At 70.4% G+C, this 16,850-nt stretch carries 14 protein-coding genes; 5 read left to right on the top strand and 9 right to left on the bottom strand.

Annotated elements, in window-relative coordinates; translation table 11 throughout:
- The first annotated feature begins 22 nt into the window (after positions 1–22).
- Entirely contained in the window at positions 23–3,031 is a 3,009-nt protein-coding gene (locus U9R90_RS19500) for a trypsin-like peptidase domain-containing protein (protein WP_411057925.1), read from the top strand.
- A 16-nt stretch (positions 3,032–3,047) separates the two neighbouring features.
- Positions 3,048–3,653: an NUDIX hydrolase gene (locus U9R90_RS19495; protein WP_411057924.1), complete on the top strand. Its 606-nt coding sequence runs from the start codon at positions 3,048–3,050 to the stop codon at positions 3,651–3,653.
- A gap of 12 nt (positions 3,654–3,665) precedes the next feature.
- Here the strand turns inward: U9R90_RS19495 and U9R90_RS19490 are convergent, their stop codons facing one another.
- Positions 3,666–4,862, bottom strand: a complete 1,197-nt coding sequence (locus U9R90_RS19490) for a hypothetical protein (RefSeq protein ID WP_411057923.1) — start codon at positions 4,860–4,862, stop codon at positions 3,666–3,668.
- Between the two features lie 111 nt (positions 4,863–4,973).
- Between U9R90_RS19490 and U9R90_RS19485 the strand changes: the two genes are divergently transcribed.
- The gene (locus U9R90_RS19485) at positions 4,974–5,342 is read left to right on the top strand and encodes a CU044_2847 family protein (RefSeq protein WP_411057922.1); all 369 of its coding nucleotides are present in this window, start codon (positions 4,974–4,976) and stop codon (positions 5,340–5,342) included.
- A 172-nt stretch (positions 5,343–5,514) separates the two neighbouring features.
- Positions 5,515–6,582, top strand: a complete 1,068-nt coding sequence (locus U9R90_RS19480) for an endonuclease/exonuclease/phosphatase family protein (RefSeq protein ID WP_411057921.1) — start codon at positions 5,515–5,517, stop codon at positions 6,580–6,582.
- A 37-nt stretch (positions 6,583–6,619) separates the two neighbouring features.
- Here the strand turns inward: U9R90_RS19480 and U9R90_RS19475 are convergent, their stop codons facing one another.
- From U9R90_RS19475 to rhaI, 8 genes are all read right to left on the bottom strand, one after another.
- Complete coding sequence (locus U9R90_RS19475; RefSeq protein WP_411059741.1) at positions 6,620–7,531, bottom strand: DUF5829 family protein; 912 nt, start codon at positions 7,529–7,531, stop codon at positions 6,620–6,622.
- A gap of 95 nt (positions 7,532–7,626) precedes the next feature.
- Positions 7,627–8,397: a transglutaminase domain-containing protein gene (locus U9R90_RS19470; protein ID WP_411057920.1), complete on the bottom strand. Its 771-nt coding sequence runs from the start codon at positions 8,395–8,397 to the stop codon at positions 7,627–7,629.
- Between the two features lie 57 nt (positions 8,398–8,454).
- Positions 8,455–9,099, bottom strand: a complete 645-nt coding sequence (locus U9R90_RS19465; RefSeq protein ID WP_411057919.1) for a LutC/YkgG family protein — start codon at positions 9,097–9,099, stop codon at positions 8,455–8,457.
- Positions 9,100–9,107: 8 nt separating this feature from the next.
- The gene (locus U9R90_RS19460) at positions 9,108–10,589 is read right to left on the bottom strand and encodes a LutB/LldF family L-lactate oxidation iron-sulfur protein (RefSeq protein ID WP_411057918.1); all 1,482 of its coding nucleotides are present in this window, start codon (positions 10,587–10,589) and stop codon (positions 9,108–9,110) included.
- Entirely contained in the window at positions 10,586–11,341 is a 756-nt protein-coding gene (locus tag U9R90_RS19455; RefSeq protein WP_411057917.1) for a (Fe-S)-binding protein, read from the bottom strand. Before U9R90_RS19455 ends, U9R90_RS19460 begins: the two co-directional genes overlap by 4 nt.
- Positions 11,332–12,873, bottom strand: coding sequence for a rhamnulokinase (locus U9R90_RS19450; protein WP_411057916.1), 1,542 nt, complete (start codon positions 12,871–12,873; stop codon positions 11,332–11,334). The genes U9R90_RS19455 and U9R90_RS19450 overlap by 10 nt, the downstream gene beginning before the upstream one ends.
- An 87-nt stretch (positions 12,874–12,960) precedes the next feature.
- Positions 12,961–15,033, bottom strand: coding sequence for a bifunctional aldolase/short-chain dehydrogenase (locus tag U9R90_RS19445; RefSeq protein ID WP_411057915.1), 2,073 nt, complete (start codon positions 15,031–15,033; stop codon positions 12,961–12,963).
- 5 nt (positions 15,034–15,038) lie between these two features.
- The gene (rhaI, locus tag U9R90_RS19440) at positions 15,039–16,208 is read right to left on the bottom strand and encodes an L-rhamnose isomerase (protein ID WP_411057914.1); all 1,170 of its coding nucleotides are present in this window, start codon (positions 16,206–16,208) and stop codon (positions 15,039–15,041) included.
- Between the two features lie 256 nt (positions 16,209–16,464).
- On the opposite strand from rhaI, the gene U9R90_RS19435 reads away from it, so the two are divergent.
- Positions 16,465–16,785, top strand: a complete 321-nt coding sequence (locus U9R90_RS19435) for an L-rhamnose mutarotase (RefSeq protein ID WP_411057913.1) — start codon at positions 16,465–16,467, stop codon at positions 16,783–16,785.
- Positions 16,786–16,850: the final 65 nt, after the last annotated feature.

Genomic DNA, 16,850 nt, shown 5'->3' with positions numbered 1-16,850 from the left:
GCGGTGTGCTCGGGGGAGATCGATGACACACAACGGCCTGGACGGCGAGCCGCTGGAGCGGCTGCGCGTCCTGACCGAGCGGAACGTCGTGAGCATTTGGGCTGACGGGGCCTTCCGCGGGACCGGGTTCCTGGTGACCGTCGACACCGCCCTCACGTGCGCGCACGTGGTGGCCGGAGGCAAGGAAGGCAGCCTGACCGCCACGGTCGAGGGGCGCACCGTCGCGATCGACGTCGTGCGCCTGATGCCCGAGGACAGGGGCGCGGGAAGCACCTACGGCTTTCCGGATCTCGCCGAACTACGCCTGAGCGAGCCCGCACACGACGTGCAGGGAGTATGGCTCGGCCATGCGGCCCCGACGCAGGCGGCGTCCGTGTCCGTCCACGGATTCAGCGGGCACACGTTGGAAGCGGGCGTCCAGCCCGACACCCTGTTCCTCACGGTGGCCGGTCGGAGCGGGCGTTTCGTACGGCTTCAATGGGACCAGGTGGTCCAGGGCTTCAGCGGCAGTCCGGTGCTCGACACGACAACAGGGCGGGTGTGCGGGGTCCTCAAGGCGTCACGGCACGAGAAGGGAATGTCGGGGGGCTGGCTGATTCCCGTCGACGCTGTGGAGGAGTGCTCGCCGGGGCTGCTGGAACGCAATCAGGCCGCGCACCGGCCCGGAACGGTCTGGTTCGACATCGCCCGTGACCGCAGGGGACGGCAGACGGATCTCTTCGGCCCTGAGCCCGGCGGCCCGCGTTCGGGGAACTCACCGGCGCAGATGCTGGCACGCGGGGCCATGCCGTTCGTGAACCGCCCCGAGCTCGGCGAACTCAAGGACTGGTGCTACGCACGCGAGGATCAGCTGCTCCGCCTGCTGTACGCGCCGGGCGGTTCGGGCAAGACCCGCCTGTCCGCCGAACTGTGCGACCAGCTGCGGAACATGGGCTGGATCGCCGGATTCGCGGACAGGGAGTCGTTCGGCAACCCGCTGCGCCTGGCTCAGTGGCTGGAAGGCCTGACCTCCGCGCTCAGCGCGGGGTTCCCCTGCCTGGTGGTGTTCGACTACGCGCAAGCACGGCTGGGCGACATCAGCGCGCTCATGGCGCATATCCACCGGCACCGACCCGACGGCATCACCCTGCGCGTACTGCTGCTGGCACGCTCCGAGGAGCCGTTGTGGCATGCGTTGCAGGACGAGTTCGAGGCGCAGTACATCGAGGACTGGGCTCTGCGCGGTGCGAGTTCACTGAGGCTGCCCAGCACGCTGAGCGCCAAGGAACCCGGCACCCTGGTCACCGAGGCGTTCGCAGAGTTCGCGCGCCTGCTGGAATGCCCGTGGGTGGTCATGCCGCCGTCCCTCGCCCGCCGAGCCGACCAGCAGGACTCGATTCTGGGCATGCTCGCGGCTGCCCTCGACGCCGTCCTCACCCTGCGCCAGGGCGAGGAGTGGAAGGAAAGCGACGATCCGCTGGCACGGATCTGCCGGCATGAGATCACGGGATGGTACGCGCTGCTGCAGGACCGACTCGGGACGGGCGGTGTCCTGGCGGGGCGCACCGGACGCCTGATGGCAGAGGGCCTGCTGCTGGTGCCCACGCTGGCCCAGCGGCGAGACCGGAGTGAGCTGACCGCACTGCTGATGTCCGTGCGCACGGCCGCCTTCCCCGGCCAACCGCCGGTCAACGCCGCCGCCGTGCAGTCCTGTTTACGCGCGCTGTACCCGGCGCCGGACGGCAACCACGTCGCACCCCTTGAGCCCGACCGGCTGGGCGAGATCCTGGTACGGCGGGTGCTGGCGGAGCCGGAGAGCTCGGGCGACGACGTCGCCTACCTCAGGGCCGCGCTGGACGTGTCCCCGCTGCGCGATGAGCAGACACGCACCCGGGCCACGTTGGAGACACTCGACGTCCTGGCTCGGGCCCGTGGCTGTACGGCCGTGGGCCGCGTCGTCGACCACGCCGCCCACGCGGTCCTCGACCGGGCGCTCGCGCGGGTCGTGCGCGAGAATCCTCGAACCCTGGTGCCGGCTCTGGTAACCGTCGGCGCCCGCGTGCCGCACGCCGAGCCCCTGGCCGACCTGATCCAGCCCGTACTGGAGACGTGCGAGACCGACCTTCTCTGTCTCGTCGAACCCCGTCTTCCCGCCTATCCGTCCGGCCTCTCCCCGTTGTCGGCGCTGGTGCTCCAGCGGCTGCTCCAATCGCCCGACGCGGGGAGCGACGACAGCAGCCGGCACGTCCGTCTGCGGCGCCTGCGCAGTTACAGTCTCCGGCTGGAAGAGAGCGGCCGCCGCGACGATGCCATCCGGGCAGCCGACGAGGCGGTCCTGCTCAGCCGCGATCTCGTCCGCGGGTCCGCACGGTATCGGTCCGACTACGCCGCGGCGCTGCACAACCTGGGCCTGCTGCGGCACCGGAACGGGGAGACGGAGTCCGCGCTGGAGCTCAGCAGCGAGGCGGTGCTCCTGTACCGGCAGCTCATGGACGGCCATCGGGACGTGCGGCACCGCACCCTGATGGACATGGCGGGCGCACTGAGCACGCTGGCCTTGCTGCGGCTGGGAGACGCGCAGGTCAACGGCGCGGCGCGGGACGCTGCCGAGGGCGTCATACGGTGCGAACAGGTGCCGGAGGGAGCACGCGATGACGAGGTGTATCTCGCCTGCCTGGAAACCCTGGCCGAGTGCCGCCATCGCACAGGCCGGAGCGAAGAGGCACTCACCTCCAGCAGACAGGCGGTCGAGCGACTGGAGGAGCTGGTCAGGCTACGGCCCGGCCGCTACCTTGCCCGGCTGCCCGACACCCTGCAGCGCCACGGCTTCGGGCTGATCAGGGCCGGGCGTTTCCGTGCGGCCTACCAGGTGCTGAGCCGGGCGGCGATGGAGCGCGCGGCGCTGTCGCCCGGAGTCTCGCCGGGACTGCGTGAGCAGCAGGCGCTGGTGCTCCAGGTGCTGCTCCAACTCAGTGACGAATTAGACGAATTCGCACACGAACGCTCATCATGGGTGCAGATGAGGAACGTGCTGGATGGTCGTGTGAGCTGAGAGGGGCCCGGCGTCGATGGACAACGAAGCGTGTGACCAAGCCAAACCCGCACCTATCCAGCGGGAACGGGCGGTGGAGGTCTTCCGCAACCGCTTCGGCGCGCTCTTCAACGACGAGGTGCTCTCGCCGTCGGGGGAGCAGGGCCGCTATCTGCGGTGGCAGTGGTCCCACGGCGGAGTGGTGATCGTCCCCATGGGGCGGGACGGGCTCGCCTTCGTTCCCACGTACCGCTACCCGATCAGCAAGGTCTCCCTGGAGTTCCCCCGGGGCGGTTGCGAAGCCGATGAGGACCCAGCCGTGGCGGCCGCGCGTGAACTACGGGAGGAGACCGGCTTCGAGTGCGCCCCGTCCGCACTGCGCCCCCTGGGCGTGATTCACGCCGAGACAGGACTGATCGAATCGGACGTGCACGTCTTCGCCGCCGACGTCCGCCCCACCGGCTCGGCACACGCCCAGCCGGTCGCCGAGCCAGAGGCCATGGAGTCGGTCGCCGAACCGGTCTGGGCCCCGCACGGCGAGGTGCTGAAGTGGCTGCAGAGCGGCAACGTCACCTGCGGCGTCACGCTGGCCGCCCTGGCACTTGCCATGGCCGACGGTTCCGGCTTCGGGCCGCCCAGGTGAGCAGCGTCCGACTCACCCTCCGTACGCACCCGTGATGACGCGCTGCCGCATCTGCCGTGCGCCGATCTCTCCGATGTCGGCGACGCCGTCGGCAGCCGGCACACTCCGGTCGACGACCTGCAGGCCGAGGTAGCCTCCGTCCTCGGTGGCCGTCGGCACATCGAGTCCGGCGCCGAGAGCGCCCGTCAAGGCGTCCTGGGAGATGCCGAAGCGCATCAAGTTGCGGTTGCCGTCCAGGACAGCCCGCGCGCGTTCGTCGGTATCGCGAAAGGCGCGGACGAAGGCCTCCCGCATCCACCCGCTGAACTCGGTCATGGCCTCCATCAGTTGGGACAGGTCCGGTTGGCCGCCCCGGCGCAGGAGGCCCAGTTGGTGGACGAGGACACTGCGGGACGGCTGCTCGACGGCCTCCAGGAACGCCTCGACAGGCAGTCTGCCCAGCAAGAAGCCGTCGAGAAGGTCGGCCGGTAGCGTAGTGCGCTTCAGGGTCGTGAGGCTGGCGGCGGCGGGCAGATCGACACTACGCGGGGCCGCGGTCCCGGCCCTCAGCACGTGGGGGAGCGCCTGGCGGTACGCCTCGCCCACGGCTCGGTTCACGGCGGCCAGAGCGAGCACGACCTCCGTGCTCCCCGACGCCCCGGCCCGGAAGGACTCATCCCAGTCCTTGACGGCCTTGAAGTACAGCGGCTCCTGCTCCCGCACGAACTCCAGCGCGGCGTCGAACGTTGTGCGCGTCTCCCCTTCAGCGTTCGGTGTCTGCTCCTCCAGAAGCCGGATCACTCCTGACTTGAAGGCGGCTGATACGGCGTCAAGGCGGTAGGCGACCGCGTGACCCTGCGTCATACGGTCCATCAGTTCGGCGTACGCGGCGCTGGGTACGTTCTCGACCCGCCGCAGTTCTTGGGCATCGCGGACGGTCGTCAGTGTCTGCCCGTCGCGGCACGCGACCCGGATACGGCCGCCGGCCAGGAGCGGTGCGAGATCCGACCGAACAGCTTGGCTGTCGCCTTCGGACGAGGACACCAGCGCACGGAAGAGCGGAGTGTTGAGCGACTGCGAATCGCCGATGAGCAGGGTGTCGGACAGCAGCACGTGGAACAGTACGCGTGCCCGGAGGTCCTCGGCGCTCACGATGGGGGACTGGCGATGGATCTCGACGTCCGAGAGGTAGATCCGCTCTGGCGACGACGGGGCTTGTTGGTCGGTCATGACCGCTCTCCCTCGGTGGCTGTGGTGATTTTATGGGTCCGGCCGCCGGGCGTCCCCGGAATCGGGCATCCTTGCCTCTTGGAATTGACCAGCTGAACAGGGGGAGGACGCGTGTCCGATGCGGTCGAGGCCGTCATGCCGGACGGAACGTCGATATGGGTGCGCGTCAATGACGATGACCAAGGCCCACGGGACACCGGCTTCGGTGACCGCCTGGTACAGCGGCTCGGCGACCTCCCTCAAACCCTGGAGGCCGTCACGCACAGTGTCAGCGCTGGACTGCGGCGCGCGGCCCCGGACGAAGCGACGCTGGAATTCGGCATCGAGATCGCGGCCAAGAGCGGCCAGCTGGTGAGCGTCGTGACGGAGGCCGGGGGCAAGGCGACGCTCAAGGTGACGGTTGTGTGGCGCAAGGGGCAGCCCGCGGTGAGCACGGTGAGGGAAACCCCCGGTGAGGATCCCGAGGAAGACCCCGCGTAGCCGCTGTCCCGCCGAGCAGGCTGTGGCCTGTACGGCCCGTACGAGCAGGCTGTGGCCTGTACGGCCGGTACGAGCAGGCCTGTACGGCCCGTAGCGGGTCAGCGAAGAAGGCTTCACCACACGTCCACACCCAGTTCTTCCCTTCTCCGGGACCCGGTGCTGGGATCGGCGGGTGCAGAAGACCAAGACGCTCAAGAAGCAGGCCCTCACCCGAAGCGCCCGCAGGATCCGGCGCGGCACCGTGGTGTTGGTGGCCGCCGTCGCCTCCGTCGTGCTGGGCGCACCGTCCGCCGTGCCCGCGCCCGGCCCCGCCGTCGAGGGCGAGTCCGTCCGCGTGCTGTCGTGGAACATCTACCACGGTGGCAGGAACGACGAGCTCGGCGGCGAGAAGAACTTCCCGCTGGTCCTCGACCAACTCGCCGACATCGCGCCCGACGTGTTCTTCTCCATCGAGACGTACGGCTCGGCCAAGGAGATCCAGGACGCCCTGACGGACCGGGTCGGCAAGGGCGTCTACCAGGCCGTCCAGGTGACCGACGGCAGCAGTGACAACCTGTGGATCTTCACCCGGTACGACGTGGTGAAGACGTTCCCCAAGCCGACCGGGAGCACTGTCAGCGACTTCAACATCGGCGGTGCGCGCGTCCAGTTGCCCAGCGGTCGGCAGCTGAATCTCTTCGACACCTGGACGTCGTACACGAACCCGTGGATCGGCGACATGATCGACACCAACGCCAAGGACGTGCAGGCGGGCCGCAAGCCCACCTACCACCCGCAGCGGGTCGCCCGGGCCGAGAAGGGCCAGCAGATCCCGCAGGTCACGGACATCGTGCACCAGCAGGTGCCGTACATGCTGGACGGCAACACCGACCCGGTGCTGCTGGCCGGAGACCTCAACACGGTTCCGGCCGCCGACTGGAGCGCGAAGTGGGCGGACTGCGCCCACCACTTCGGGCTCAGCTACGACCTGGCGGCGACCGACGTGCTCACGGACGCGGGCTTCCAGGACACCTACCGCGCGGCGAACCCGGACGTATGCGCGGATCCGGGGCGTACCTGGAGCCCGCACCCGGATTACGCGAACATGATCACCAAGGACCGGATCGACTTCATCTTCGCCCGGGGCTCGGGCATCGAGGTCAATGACGCGTACGTCGTCGACGAGCGGCTGCCCCAGCATGAGAGCGGAGCGTTCTACTCCGACCACGGGGCGGTCATCGCGGACCTGACCGTCAGCTGATCCGGCACGCCTCGCCTCGGTCCGCGGGGGTGTCGTCCTACTTGGTGTCGTCGAAGGTCCATACGGCGCGGGTGCCCGGGCCGACGGTGAGGGTCGACCGGCCGATGTGTTCCTGGTGCCGGTACGCGACGGGCCGGTTGAGCGACATCCCGACCTGCCGCAGGCCCACCCGGTCGTGCGGGACGGTGTCGAACCGGATGGTGGTGCCGCCGTCGTACGCGACGATGCCACCGCCCGGCACGGGCCGAACGACGAACCCGCCGGCCCGCAGCAACGGCACCGTGTTGGCGAGGTCGCGTGCGGTGACCGCGAGACGGACCGAGGTCACGTCGCGCATCAGATGGTCGCGGTAGTCGTCGGACAGGTAGCGCTCCCGTCCGACGTCACCGGGGTAGCTGGCCGGCTCGGTGTTGCTGCGCGGGTCAGCGAAGTACTCCGGCAGGTACTCCATGCCCCAGGCTCCGAAGGCGTCGTAGTCGACGGTGGTGAACACGCCGTCGAACCACGGCACCGGGACGCCGTCGCCGAAGTCACGGGTCTGCCGGAACTCGGTCGGGTTGGGCACCCCGTGATCCCGCAACCGCTCGGTCACCGTTGCGAGGTCACCGGTCCGCTCGGGCGAGACCCCCAACCCACCGGAGCCGAGAGCGCCGTCTTTGCCGGGCAGATCGCCGACCCCGAACAGTTCGAGGTAGGTCTCGCGGCCCATCAGATAGCGACCGGTCCAGGTCCGTCCGTCACTTGTCGTGGTGCGGACGTGGAAGTTGGCGAAGTCCCGCAGATAGTCGGAGTGCTCGATGGCATCGGCTGTCTCCCGGTCGAGCACACCGTAGGCATGGTTGTAGAACAGCAACCGCCGATCGGACGGCGGTCGGCTCCCCCCGGCCCATGCCGTGTTCGCACCTCCCTGGACCACTCCGGCGAAAACCACGGCGAGGACCATGACCATGCGCACCATCTGGCGAAGCAGCATACGAATGATCGTAGAACGCGGACCGCCGCACGCGCTGCCCGTTCGGGTATGAGGCGGTCGTCCGCCCGCTGTCACGCGGCCGCGCGGCGGCCCAGGACGGCGTTGCCGACGATCCTCGCCGGCGGGCAGAGGGTCTGACCATGCGCGGCGAACAGAGCGTCCCGCGACGGGTATCGGCCCAGGTCGCGCAGGACCGTGGCCGACAGGTCGTACGTGGAGCAGCTGTCCGTGCCGCACGTGGAACCGTCCCAGTCGACGGCGGTCGTGGCGAGTGCCTCGAACAAGGTCTGGGTGCCGGTGTTGGTGAAGCCGATCGGGCTGTTCGACGCGAGCGTGTCGAGGCTGCCGAACAGTTCGGACACGTTCACCCACCGGCCACCGAGCCGGAACTCCGGCCATGCGAGGACGACTTCGGCTGGTACGAGGCGGCGCAGCCGCGGAAAGCGCGGGTACCAGAACGACCCGTCCACGAGCAGGCCGCGGACCCGGGTGCGGACGCCCGCGGCGCGAGCCACCGCTTCGAGGACGGCCAGCCGCTGGCTGCACGAGCCGCGCCCCAGCGCCAGCGTGCGGGAGACGGGCTGCGCGTCGTCCATGGCGTAGACGGGGCGGATCCGCTCCTGTATCAGCCGGTGCGCCGCCGTCAGCAGCACACGCTCGTCCTCGTACTCGGCCTCATCCTGGTGCGCGGCGCCGATCCGGGCGTCGGCCAGCAGCGCGGCGACGCGGGGGTGGCGCCAGTCGAGGATCGGCGTGTCCGCGAGGGAGCCGGAGTCGTCGCCGCCGACGGTCGGCGCCGCGCCGCGCCGCCGCCACCAGGGAGTGAGCACCGTAGAGGTCATGGCCGGATGCTACGCGGAGCGCCCCGCGCGCACGACGACAGCCTCCCCGGACGGTGGTCAGCCCTCGACGAGGACCGCTTCGAGTGTGCGCGGGCCGTGCACACCCTCGACCCGGTCCAGTTCGATGTCGCTGGTCGCCGACGGGCCCGAGATCCACGTCAACGGACGCCGGGGATCGAGCCGTTCCAGCGCCTGAGGCACCGAGTCGACGACCTGCCCGGGCACCCGTACGACACAGATGTGGTGGTCGGGTACCAGGGTGATCCGCCGTCGGCCCTGCTCGGGGCCACCGTCCAGGACGATCGTGCCGGTCTCCGCGATCGCGACCGCACAGCCCGTGACCACACTGTCCACCGCGTCCAGCTCGTGCGCCGTACTGGCTTCCCGGTCCGCCACCCGCTCCTGGTCCGCGTCGGCGAGCCACCAGGCCGGGAGCCCCGGTGGTACGAGCACCGACCGCGAGCCGTGTTCGGTCAGCAGCCGCGCCAGCAGTCCCGGCAGTCCGGCCGCGTCCACCCGGTGCACGAGCGCGCGGTAGTCCGCCAGGTTCTCCGCCAGGAGCCCGGCCGTGTCCTCGGCGCTCCGGTCCCCGTGCACCCGCAGATAGCCGCGCTCCACGGGTACGTCCCGGGGCCGCTCCTCGCGCGGCACATCCACCAGCGCCCGGCGCACCCGCGCCAGCACCCGTTCCCTGCTGTCCACTCGGCCCCTCACTTGCCGCCGCCTTCGCGGGTACGCCGCCACCAGTCCCGGAACGACTCCGCCGGTACCTCCGGTACCGCCCGGGTATCGCTCCACGCCCTGCCAGGCCCCGGCAGCCGCTTCGGATGGATGCGGCGGGTACGGGACGCGAGCCGCTGCCCGGCCCGCAGCGCACCCGGATGGTCCAGGGTCCAGCGCGCGGCACGCATCGCCGCTCGCTCCGCCGCGTGCCCCTTCGCCGGCTTGAGCGTGACCTTCACACCGCCTCGGGTCACCTCGCCGCCCTCCACCACGCGTTCCCGCAGATGCACCAGCACCTCGGGGATGTCGATGGCGACTGGGCACACCTCGTAGCAGGCCCCGCACAGTGAGGACGCGTACGGCAGCGAGGCGTCCACCTCGCTGTCCGTGCCGCGCAGTTGGGGGCTGAGGATCGCGCCGATCGGCCCCGGGTACACCGAGCCGTACGCATGCCCGCCCGCCCGCTCGTAGACCGGGCACACGTTCAGACACGCCGAGCAGCGGATGCAGCGCAGCGCCTGCCGCCCCACCTCGTCGGCGAGGGTGTCGGTGCGGCCGTTGTCCAGCAGCACCAGATGGAAGGTGCGCGGCCCGTCGCCGTCCGCCGTACCCGTCCAGGTGCTGGTGTACGGGTTCATCCGCTCCGCCGTCGACGACCGGGGGAGGAGCTGCAGGTACACCTCCAGGTCCTGCCAGGTCGGCACCACCTTCTCGATGCCGACCACCGAGATCAGCGTCTCGGGTAGCGTCAGGCACATCCGGCCGTTGCCCTCGGACTCGACCACGACGAGTGTTCCCGTCTCGGCCACCATGAAGTTGGCGCCCGAGACGGCGACCTTCGCCCGCAGGAACTTCTCCCGCAGATGCAGCCGGGCCGCTTCGGCGAGCTCGGCAGGGGTGTCCGTGAGACCCTCCGGGGCGGCCCGTCCCCAACTGCCCATCTTCTCCGTGAAGATGTCGCGGATCTCGCCCCGGTTCTTGTGGATGGCGGGGACCAGGATGTGCGAGGGCCGGTCGTCGCCGAGCTGCACGATCAGCTCCGCGAGGTCGGTCTCGTACGCGCTGATGCCCTCGGCCTCCAGCGCCTCGTTCAGCCCGATCTCCTGCGTGGCCATCGACTTGACCTTGACGACCTCGCGCTCTCCGGTGGCCTTCACCAGAGAGGTCACGATCCGGTTGGCCTCGTTCGCGTCGGCGGCCCAGTGCACGACCCCGCCTGCCGCCGTGACGGCCTGCTCCAACTGGAGGAGATAGTGGTCGAGGTGACGCAGCGTCCGGTCCTTCACGTCCTTGCCCGCGGCCCGCAGCCGCGCCCAGTCGTCCAGCTCCGCCACGGCCTTGGCGCGCTTGTCGCGGATCGTGTGGGTGGCGTGCCGCAGATTCCCGCGCAGCGTCTCGTTCCGTACGGCGTCCCGGGCCGCGCTCGGAAAGGCGGGCATCCCCAGATACGTACCGCTCGTGGCGCTCATGCGAAGGGCTCCTTCTCGGTAGCGGCGAGGATCTCCGCGAGGTGCACGGGCCGTACCGTCGAACCCCGCTTGGCGAGCGTCCCGCCGATGTGCATCAGGCAGGAGTTGTCGACGGTGCACACCGTCTCCGCGCCCGTGCTCTCGACGGCCCGCACCTTGTCCGCGCCCATCGCGGCCGATACGGCGGCGTTCTTCACCGCGAACGTGCCGCCGAAGCCGCAGCACTCCTCCGTGCCCGGCAACTCCCGTAGCTCCAGGCCCTCGACGTGCTCCAGGAGCCGCCGTGGCCGGTCGCGCAGCCCGAGCATCCGCAGTCCGTGACAGGTGGGGTGGTAGGTGACGGTGTGCGGGAAGTACGCCCCGACGTCGGTCACGCCCAGCACGTCGACGAGGAACTCGGACAGCTCGTACGTCTTCGGCACCGACCGCGCCGCGGCGTCCGCGAGCGCCTGGCCGCGTCCCTCGGCGGCCGCCTTCGCCCCGATCCTCGGATAGTTGTCGCGGACCATCGCGGCGCACGAGCCGGACGGCGTGACGATGTACTCGTACTCCTTGAACGCCGCGTCGAAGCGTCGTACCAGCGGCTCGGTCTCATGCCGGTATCCGGTGTTGAACTGCGGCTGGCCGCAGCAGGACTGGGCCGCCGGAAAGTCCACGTCGACGCCCAGCCGCTCCAGCAGGCGCACGACCGCCTGCCCGGTACGCGGATAGAGCGTGTCGTTGACGCAGGTGACGAAGAGGGCTACGCGCACGCCCCGTCCTCCTTCCCTCGGCCGGTGGCGATCTCGTCCGCGGCCTTGTCCCAAGCCGCCCGGTCGCCTGCCGGATCGTAGCGGCGCAGCGGCTGCGTGGCGCGCAGCAGCGCCCGAAGCTCGGCCAGTCCGCCGGCGACCACGCCCGCCGCGCGGGCCTGGACCAGTACGTTGCCGAGCGCCGCGGCCTCGGCCGGTCCGGCGACGACCGGCAGGCCCGTCGCATCCGCCGTCAGTTGGCACAGCAGCGCGTTGTGCGCGCCGCCGCCCACGATATGCACCGTGCGCGCCGTGCGCCCGGACAGCGCCTGCGCCTCCTCGACGGTCCGGCGATGGGCCAGCGCGAGGGAGTCCAGCACACACCGGGCGACCTCCACGGGCGTACGCGGCTCCGGCTGCCCCGTACGGGCACACGCCTGCGCGACCCGCCGGGGCATGTCGTCCGGCGCGATGAACGCCGGGTCGCCCGCGTCCACGACGGACCGCAGCGGCATGGCGTCCGCCGCCCCGGCGAGGAGTGCGCCGAGGTCCTGTGGATCCCCCTGCGCCTCCCAGGCGCGCAGGCACTCCTGGAGGAGCCACAGCCCCATGATGTTGCGGAGGTACCGGACGGTGCCGTACACGCCGAGCTCGTTGGTGAAGTTCGCGGCCCGCGACTCCTCACCGAGTACGGGACGGTCGAGTTCGAGCCCGGCGAGGGACCAGGTGCCGGTGGCGATGTACGCGAAGTCATCGCCCTCGGCGGGAACGCCGACCACCGCCGACGCGGTGTCGTGCGACCCGACGGCGGTCACCGGGACCGGGCCCTGGAGCCCCGTCTCGGCGAGCACCTCGGGCCGCAGCACCCCGGCCGCTGCGCCGGGGCCGCGAAGCGGCGGAAACAACCCGAGGTCGATGCCGAGGCGTTCGGCGACGACCGGCGACCAGTCTCGGGTGCGGGGATCGACGAGCTGGGTGGTGGACGCGTTGGTCAGCTCGGTGCCTATTTCGCCGGTGAGCCAGTACGCGATGAGGTCGGGGATCATCAGCAGCCGCTCCGCCGCCGCGAGCTGGGCGGAACCCTGTGCGGCGACCAGCTGGTAGGCCGTGTTGAACGGCAGCCGCTGCAGACCCGTGGCCGCGTACAGCTCCCCGGGCGGCAGCACGGCGTCGACCTTCTCCGGCGCGCCCTCGGTCCTGGTGTCGCGGTAGTGCACCGGGTTGCCGAGCAGCGCCCCACTCGCGTCGAGCAGCCCGTAGTCCACGGCCCATCCGTCGATCCCGACCCCGTCGAGCCGCCCGTCGGCCGCGGCTCCCGCCGCCCGCAGCCCGTCCAGTACGCCCCGGTAGAGGGCGAGTACGTCCCAGTGCAGGGTGCCGTCGACCCGCACGGGCCGGTTCGGGAAGCGGTGCACCTCTTCGAGGTGGAGGGTGTCGGGCCCGACGCGGGCGACCATGACGCGTCCGCTGGAGGCGCCGAGGTCGACGGCGGCGAACGTGGAGGTGGAGGCGGAGGAGGCGGCGGAGGAGGCGGCGGTGGCGGTGGCTGGCATGGCTTCCTTGTGTGGTGCGGGTTGGGTGTGGCGGAGGCTGGGCAACTGCGGCGGGCTTGTTCCCTCGCCCCGCCGCATGCGCCACCGCTACCGCAGGAACGCCGCCGCGACGCCCGCGTCCACCGGAATGTGCAGCCCCGTCGTGTGTGTGAGGTCGCCGCCCGTCAGCGCGAACACCGCGTTCGCGACATGCTCCGGCAGCACCTCCCGCTTCAGCAGCGTCCGCTGCGCGTAGAACTCGCCCAGCGTCTCCTCCTCGACCCCGTACACCGCGGCCCGCTTCGCTCCCCACCCCGACGCGAAGATGCCGGACCCGCGCACCACCCCGTCCGGGTTGACGCCGTTGACGCGGATCCCGTACTCGCCGAGCTCCGCGGCGAGCAGCCGCACCTGATGGGCCTGGTCGGCCTTGGTGGCGCCGTAGGCGATGTTGTTCGGTCCGGCGAAGACGCCGTTCTTGGACGCGATGTAGACGACGTCGCCGCCCAGACCCTGCGCCATCATCACGCGGGCCGCCTCCCGGGACACCAGGAACGAGCCGCGGGCCATGATGTTGTGCTGGAGGTCCCAGTCCCGTGCGCTGGTTTCGAGCAGCGGCTTGGAGATGGAGATCCCGGCGTTGTTGACGACCAGGTCCACCCCGCCGAACGCGAGCAGCGCCGCGCGGAACGCCGTCGCGATCTGCTCCTCGCTGGTCACGTCGACCGTGACGGCGACCGCCTTGTCGGGGCCGCCCAGCTCGTCCGCGACCGCCGCCGCGGCGGCCGCGTCGAGGTCGGCGACCACGACGCACGCGCCGTCCGCGGCGAGCCGGTGCGCGATGGCCTTGCCGATGCCCGAGCCCGCGCCGGTGACCAGCGCCACGCGCGTGGCGAGCGCCTTCGGCTTCGGCATGCGCTGGAGCTTGGCCTCCTCCAGCGCCCAGTACTCGATACGGAACTTCTCGCGCTCGTCGATCGGCGCGTACGTCGACACCGCCTCGGCGCCGCGCATCACGTTGATCGCGTTGACGTAGAACTCGCCCGCCACGCGCGCGGTCTGCTTGTCCTTGCCGTACGAGAACATGCCGACGCCCGGGATGAGCACGATGGCCGGGTCGGCGCCGCGCATCGCGGGGGAGTCGGGATCCGCGTGCCGCGCGTAGTACGCGGCGTACTCCTCGCCGTAGGCGGTGTGCAGCTCCCGCAGCCGGGCGACCGCCTCGTCCAGCGGAACCGACGGCGGCAGGTCCAGGACCAGCGGCCGGACCTTCGTCCGCAGGAAGTGGTCAGGGCAGGAGGTGCCCAGCGCCGCGAGCCGCGGGTGTTCGGCGCGGGAGACGAAGTCGAGGACGGCGTCGGAGTCGTTGAAGTGCCCCACCTGCGGGCGGTCGGCACAGGCGATGGCCCGGAGGTGGGGGGCGAGGGCCGCCGCCCGGTCCCGGCGCTCGGTCTCGCCCAGCGGCTCGTACCCCTCCAGTACGGGGCCGAAGGGCTCGGGGCGGCCCCGCTCGGCGAGGAACGCCTCGGCGGTGCGGATGATGTGCAGCGAGTTGGCCTCGCACTCATCGGAGGTCGCGCCCCACGCGGTAATGCCGTGCCCGCCGAGCACACAGCCGACGGCCTGCGGGTTCGCTTCCTTGATGGCGGCGATGTCCAGGCCGAGCTGGAAGCCGGGGCGGCGCCAGGGAACCCACACCACCGTGTCGCCGAAGCACTCGGCGGTCAGCTTCTCGCCGTCGGCCGCGCAGGCCAGGGCGATGCCGGAGTCGGGGTGGAGGTGATCCACGTGGGCCGCGTCGACGAGTCCGTGCATCGCGGTGTCGATGGAGGGCGCGGCACCGCCCTTGCCGTGCAGGCAGTAGTCGAAGGCGGCGACCATCTCGTCCTCGCGGTCCACGCCCGGGTACACCCCGCTCAGCGCGCGCAGCCGGTCAAGACGCAGCGCCGCGAGGCCGGTGGCCTTGAGGGTGCCGAGGTCGCCGCCGGACCCCTTGACCCACATCAGCTCGATGTCGGCGCCGGTGACGGGATCGGCGGTGGTGCCCTTGGCGGACGTGTTGCCGCCGGCGTAGTTGGTGTTGCGGGGGTCGGCCCCGAGTCGGCGCGAACGCTCCAGGAGGGCGTCAACCGCTTCGTGCCGCTGTGCCGTGCCGGTCACAGCTGTTTCGTTCAACGCCATGTCGATCAAGCTCCCCATCCGGCCTGGGTCCCGCCCACGCGCTCATCGGTGATCTTCTTCGCCCAGCCCGAGCGGTGGTACGCCGCGACCGGGTCCGGGTCGATGCCCAGCTCCTCGCGCACTTCGGCGAGCAGCGGCCGGACATCGGTGTTGTAGGCGTCCATGAGGACCGCGTTGGCGGCGAGTACGTCGCCGGATGACTGCGCGGCGGCCAGCGCGTCACGGTCGACGAGCAGGGCCTTGGCCGTGGCCTCCTGCACGTTCATCACCGAGCGGATGATCGCCGGGATCTTCGCCTCGATGTTGTGGCACTGGTCGAGCATGAAGGCCACGTCGGAGGTGAGGCCGCCGCCCCGGATCACCTCGTACATGATGCGGAACAGCTGGAACGGGTCCGCCGCCCCGACCATCAGGTCGTCGTCCGCGTAGAAGCGGGAGTTGAAGTCGAAGCCGCCGAGCTTGTTCTCCCGCAGCAGCAGCGCCACGATGAACTCGATGTTGGTGCCCGGGGCGTGGTGCCCGGTGTCCACCACGACCTGGGCCTTGTCGCCGAGCTTCAGACAGTGCGCGTAGGCCGTGCCCCAGTCCGGCACGTCCGTCGTATAGAAGGCCGGCTCGAAGAACTTGTACTCCAGCAGCATCCGCTGGTCGTCGCCGAGCCGCTCGTATACGGCGGCCAGCGCTTCGGCGAGCCGGTCCTGGCGGGCCCGGATGTCGTCCTGTCCTGGGTAGTTGGTGCCGTCCGAGAACCACAGCTTGAGGTCCTTGGAGCCGGTCGCGTCCATGATGTCGACGCACTCCAGGAGATGGTCCAGGGCCTTGCGGCGCACAGCGGCGTCCGGGTGGCAGACGCTGCCCAGCTTGTAGTCGTCGTCCTGGAAGACGTTGGAGTTGATGGTGCCAAGACGCAGTCCGCGCTCCTTGGCGTACGTGGCGAGTGCCCCGTAGTCGTCGGTCCTGTCCCAGGGGATGTGCAGGGCGACGGTCGGGGCGGCGCCCGTGTGCGCGTGGACCCGCGCCGCGTCGTCCAGCTTCTCCTGAGGGGTGCGGGGGACTCCCTGTTGGGCGAAGACCTTGAAGCGGGTTCCCGAGTTCCCGTAGCCCCATGACGGCGTCTCGACGGCCTGGGTCTTGAGGGCTGCTTTCACGGCTGGGACGTCGGATCGGCTCGTCATCGTCAGCGCTCCTGTGTGCCACCTGGAGAAATGAATCGTTTCAGCACCGTGAAGCTAGAGTGGCGCTCCGGCCCTGTCAAGAACTGGAGAGAGAAACGCGCTGGTTCAGGTCGCGACTCGACCAGACTGGGAGGGTTTCCTGACGTGAACCATTGACGGCGCCAGGTTGGGCCCGCTAGGTTCTGAAACCTTTCACGACCGTCAGGAACACCATCGACGAGTTCGACTTCTGACCCAGGACAGGCGGTACGAGGACATGCAGCGCGTCTGCTTTCTGCTGAAGGTCCGGCGCGACCGCATCGCCGAGTACCGCGAACGGCACGCGGCGGTCTGGCCCGAGATGCTCGAAGCCCTCTCGGCCACCGGCTGGCACAACTACTCGCTCTTCCTGCGCGAGGACGGACTGCTGGTGGGCTACCTGGAGACCGAGGACTTCGCGCGGGCCCAGGCCGCCATGGCCGCCACCGACATCAACGCCCGGTGGCAGGCCGAGATGGGTGAGTTCTTCGAAGCGCTCGACGGAGAACGGCCGGACGAGGCGATGAAGCCGCTCACCGAGGTGTTCCACCTCGCCTGACCAGCCCTTACAAGGCAGTCACGAACGATGGAAGAAGACGGAAGACGGAGAGAGCCCTATGCGAC

The sequence above is a fragment of the Streptomyces sp. E11-3 genome (assembly GCF_046540415.1).
In the GTDB taxonomy this organism is placed as follows: Bacteria; Actinomycetota; Actinomycetes; order Streptomycetales; family Streptomycetaceae; genus Streptomyces.
Note: the sequence above shows the minus strand (reverse complement) of the source record. Positions and strands in the feature narration are given on the sequence as shown.